The 4,326-nt window shown below is 57.5% G+C and carries 4 protein-coding genes; 3 read left to right on the top strand and 1 reads right to left on the bottom strand.

Annotation, left to right across the window (positions count from 1 at the left end; genetic code table 11):
- Positions 1 to 147 precede the first annotated feature (147 nt).
- Together VN887_01605 and VN887_01600 are read left to right on the top strand one after the other, a co-directional pair.
- Positions 148 to 669, top strand: a complete 522-nt coding sequence (locus tag VN887_01605; protein ID HXT38697.1) for a Clp protease N-terminal domain-containing protein — start codon at positions 148 to 150, stop codon at positions 667 to 669.
- Positions 670 to 1,147: 478 nt separating this feature from the next.
- Entirely contained in the window at positions 1,148 to 1,969 is an 822-nt protein-coding gene (locus tag VN887_01600) for a hypothetical protein (GenBank protein ID HXT38696.1), read from the top strand.
- 109 nt (positions 1,970 to 2,078) lie between these two features.
- On the opposite strand, the gene VN887_01595 is transcribed toward VN887_01600, so the two are convergent.
- Positions 2,079 to 3,869, bottom strand: a complete 1,791-nt coding sequence (locus VN887_01595) for a hypothetical protein (protein ID HXT38695.1) — start codon at positions 3,867 to 3,869, stop codon at positions 2,079 to 2,081.
- A gap of 120 nt (positions 3,870 to 3,989) precedes the next feature.
- Here VN887_01595 and VN887_01590 point away from each other — a divergent pair.
- On the top strand, positions 3,990 to 4,326 hold a 337-nt coding region (locus VN887_01590; GenBank protein ID HXT38694.1), incomplete at its 3' end, for an MqnA/MqnD/SBP family protein.

The raw sequence follows: 4,326 nt of genomic DNA, 5'->3' as shown, positions 1-4,326 counted from the left end.
GCCGGTGCAACGAAATACGTTCTACGAACCGATCAAGGTCCTTGCGGACGCTGCACCATCAGCGAATGAAGCTGAACCGCCGTCTGGAAAATCCAAAATGCTGGAAGACAATCTGGCGACGGCGTGAACAATTGAACACACGAAGTTATGGATTGGTTTGATTCTGCCCAAGAAATTCTCACGAAATGGAAGACGAGGGACGCTGCCAGAAAAGCAGCCGCAGAGGAGTTTGCAAAAAAATTCACGCCGCGCGCGCGTCGCGCACTCAATTTGGCATTCAAGGAGGCTGAACGGTTGAATCATAATTTTATCGGGACAGAACATGTTTTGGTTGGCTTGGTCGGACTAAAAGATGAAGGTGTTGCAGTCAAAGTGCTAAAAGACTTGGGACTCAATCTCGAAGCCGCCCGCAGGGAAGTTGAAAAGCGGTTCGGGATCGGACCTGAACAGCTAAAACTCGGCTTTCTCCCATTCACGCCTCGAATGAAAAAGGTTCTTCAAGAGGCAAGGAAGCAGGCCAAGGCACTCGATCACACTTACGTCGGAACTGAACACCTCCTGCTTGGATTATTATCCGAGAGCGAAGGCGTGGCGGCTCAAATCTTCAAACATTTCAATATCGACTCTGAGCAGATGGGAAAAGAACTCCTAAAAGAGATCGCCCCGTAGCTTCGTCAGATTGATTCTCATTAGCCCCCGGCTTCAGCCGGGTGTCCGGCGTCGAGAGAAAATCCCAACCCCGAAAGCTTTCGAAGTTTCCCGCGCGTGTTGAAGAAGTTTGGTCAGAGACCGCCGGGTTTTGCGGGCGACCTCCATCGGCTCTCATAGAGCGCCGCTACAATTGAATCCCACCGGGATTCAACTCACTAAGCCCATGGTTGCGAGGCAGGAGCTACCTTGGGTCAACAAACCAAAAGAAATCCAACCCTGAAAGGGTTGCATCAACATCCCACCGAGCATTGATTCAACCCTTTCAGGGTTGTTTACGTTTTTTGAATCGTCACCCAGCGTAGCTCGTTCCTCGCAACGCTGGGCTGAGTGATGCAACCGCGTTTGCGGTTGGGACGAGACGCTTGGAAATGAAATCCTTTTGGGATTTTTCTTTGTGTCTTTGCACGTTCGCGGCTTTGCGTTAAAACATTCGCCCATGTCCGACACATCGCACGCAGCTCGCTTCTCAAGTTTCATTGTCATCGCGTTCGTCATTTTGACCCTGGTTGGTGGGTTGAACCCAAATCTCCTGGCCGACAGCGGCACAAACGCCCGGCCTGCGATCGTCCTCCTCAACCCGCCGGCGCAGGATTTCTTTTCCAAGCAGCTCGATTTTAACGGCATTCCCATCAAGGCGCATCAGGTGGTGGCGGACGAAGCGTTGTTCGCGGCTTACGATCGGTTGAGCCGGCTGCTCGCGCATCTGCCGATGGCGGTTTCCAATCTGACTGCCGCGGGCGCGGAGTTGCACATCATCGGACGCGACCAGGTCACGACGGATTTGCCGGAGTGGCGGCACGACAAGGGCAAGCCGCTGGCGGAATATCACGGCCTGACACGCGACGAGCGCACGCGAGGCATGGGCGGCTTGCTGACTTCGTGCGGCGAGGAGAACCTGCTGCAACTGGAGAAGGACCGTTATCGCGGACGCGACATCTGTCTCCACGAATTCTCGCACAACATCCGCAATCACGGCATTCAGCGGTCGGTGCGAGCGCGGTTCGACGAACAGTTCAGACGTTCGCTCGCCGCCGGGCGCTGGAGAGATTCCTACGCCGGATCGAACACCGATGAATTCTTCGCCGAACTGACGATGTGGTATTTCGGGACGCACGGCGATTTGCACATGACCGGCCCCAAACCCGGGAACGGACCCGATGGTCTCAAGAAATACGATCCCGAGGCTTACGCGTTGTTCGATGATTTTTACAGCGGCCGCATCGCCATCGAGAAGGTCGCGCCCAAACGAGAGCCGTGATTCACGTATTTCTTGCGCCATCGGGAGGGTGTCGCGTCCGCAAATTCCCGTCGCAACTCTGACGCCACTGGTCAGCGTGGTCGGCGTGATCAGCGCCAAGCAGATCGAATCATTTCGCCGGCGCACCCGCGGCGGTCAGGAATTGGTCCAGCTCGCGAAACTCCGTCCAGACTTTCTGGTTGAGTGAGCTGAGTTCGCCCAGTTCGCCGCGTGAGCGGACGCGCCGCGCAAACGTTTGGAAGAGCTCCTTCATTGGAGCGGCATCCAGTTGCTTCCGGGCGGCTCGTGCGTCCGTCTTCAGTGCGCCGGCATGCGTCGTACCGAGGAACGATTTGTATTTCAAAACGTAAGCGGACTCCATTTTGCGGCCCACTGTGTCAAGTAAGAGGGTGAACCGAAAATTGTCCGCCAGCCAATCGAGGTTCGTGCGATGCGGGGATGTTGCCGGAAGAGAACTCTCCAGCCGTTGGACGAGATCAATCGCGTTCGTCAGTTTCTCCGTCAGTTCTGGTGACACGCGACCCCAGCCGGGATCGTACGGATAATATTCCGCAGAGCGGACGTTTCCGAGCTGACCGTCCTGCTCCAAACGCAGCAGCAATGGGGCAACTTCCCCGGAAGCCTCTCCGTACCGCCGGACGCAATGCAGCCGGTAAAGTTCCTCGGCGGACGGAGCATGTTCGGGATCGCGCGCGGTGATGGCAAAAGCTTCGAGATTCGGCAGGATTTCCTCGGTGCGCCAGTGGATGCCAACAATGCCGGCAAATTTGTCCTTGTAAGCTGCTTTGACCTGCGCGCTCACCGAGGCGGCGCGCAATTGCAGATGCCACAGCGCGGAATCCCCTTCGAACCAGGGAATCGCCCAAACCGGACGATGCGAAGCAATCTCCGCGAGGGCGGACTCGTTGCCCTCTCTGCCCATGTTCGGATTCAGGCAACTGAACACGATGTTTGTGGGCAGGGCGCGGTCCAGTCCCCGCAGGATGGGGGGCAATTGAAGATTTCCTCCCCAACCGCCAATGACCAGCCGTGTCCGCGGCGAGTGAACTGCAAGATAATCGTGTGCCTGCCGGATTTGCACCAGGGACCAGAGGCCGATGAACGCATCCTTCCAATTCGTGACATAGTCGAAATTGGTTCTCTCCTGCTGGACGAATTCCGCGAATCGTCCGTTGAGTGAAGGAGGTGCGACATACATCGAATGTTCGTGCAACCAGAGCCATATCCAATCCACGCCGGGATATTCATGCAGAATGTCGTCAAGCTCGGAGTGAAGGATTTCAATGTTCGCCGGGTGCGTCGGATCGGGGATCAATGCGCCGGGAATGCGCGAATCAGACGGAACGACCGAGGCGAGTTCGGGCGGATGGACTCCGAATTCAAAGCCGATGGCCACCTGGATGCCGCGCGCATGGGCCATCGCAATCACCTTCCGCATCAGGTCGTGAGCATTGCGATAGCGTTCTTCCTTGGTGTGCGCGGTGACGGCATTGTCCGCGCCGAACGCCTCCGCGCCGGCCGGCAGTTTGAAGGGTTTGTCCGTGCCAAACACGAAGTCCTTTACGGCCAGTGGCCGGTAGCCCCAGCGCGAAGTCAGCGAAGTGTCGAAGGCCGCTTCGGGCAGCACGTCGCGATACTGCACGCGGATGATGGGTTCGACGTATGAAACGTATCGCTCGCCACCGCCCGTGTAGCAGTGAAAGCCGACGAAGTTCAGTCCGTTGGTGGCGAGCAGATCAAGATACGCGCGATAGTCCGATTCGTTCCAGGCCGTCGGACCGGAAAGAAAATTGTGCCACGGGAGTGTCCCGCGAATTTCAAATGGCGGCGCATTGGTCTTGTCCGCCCCGCGCGCAACGGCACAGGCCAGAGCAAGAATGGCGAAGACGACTGATTTCATGAGGACGGCGGCTGACCGGAGTTTTGTTCCACGTGAGGCTTATGTCAACGCCGCGCGGGTCGTATTCGGCATGTCATTGCAGCTTTGCGGCCCCGGGTCATTGCAGTAGAGTTTGCACGCATGACAGACGAGACACCCAGACTGCGCATGGCGCCGGCCGATTCACCGGAGGAACTGGCACATCGCTTCGAGCGGGAGCAGCGCGCCGCGCAGTTGCAACGCGAGGACAATCTCAGCGAATCTCTGGCGCCGTTTCGTGTCGGTTCCGTGCCGTACCTCAACGCCGTGCCGCTCACCCGCGGACTCGAGGAGCAGGTCGTTTTTGTGACACCGTCGAAACTCGCCGAGTTGCTGCAACAGGACGAACTCGACGCCGCGCTCGTAAGTGTGACCGAGGTGCTGTTCAATGACCGCTACGACATCCTGGACGGAATTGCCATCGCGTCCCTCGGTGAGG

Source organism: Candidatus Angelobacter sp. (assembly GCA_035607015.1).
Taxonomy (GTDB): domain Bacteria; phylum Verrucomicrobiota; class Verrucomicrobiia; order Limisphaerales; family AV2; genus AV2.
Note: the sequence above shows the minus strand (reverse complement) of the source record. Positions and strands in the feature narration are given on the sequence as shown.

What these genes read in the sequence shown, in the direction of transcription:
- VN887_01605 (HXT38697.1), top strand. Translation starts at nt 148, where the DNA reads ATGGATTGGTTTGATTCTGCCCAAGAAATTCTCACGAAATGGAAGACG.
- VN887_01600 (HXT38696.1), top strand. Translation starts at nt 1,148, where the DNA reads ATGTCCGACACATCGCACGCAGCTCGCTTCTCAAGTTTCATTGTCATC.
- VN887_01595 (HXT38695.1), bottom strand. Translation starts at nt 3,869, where the DNA reads ATGAAATCAGTCGTCTTCGCCATTCTTGCTCTGGCCTGTGCCGTTGCG.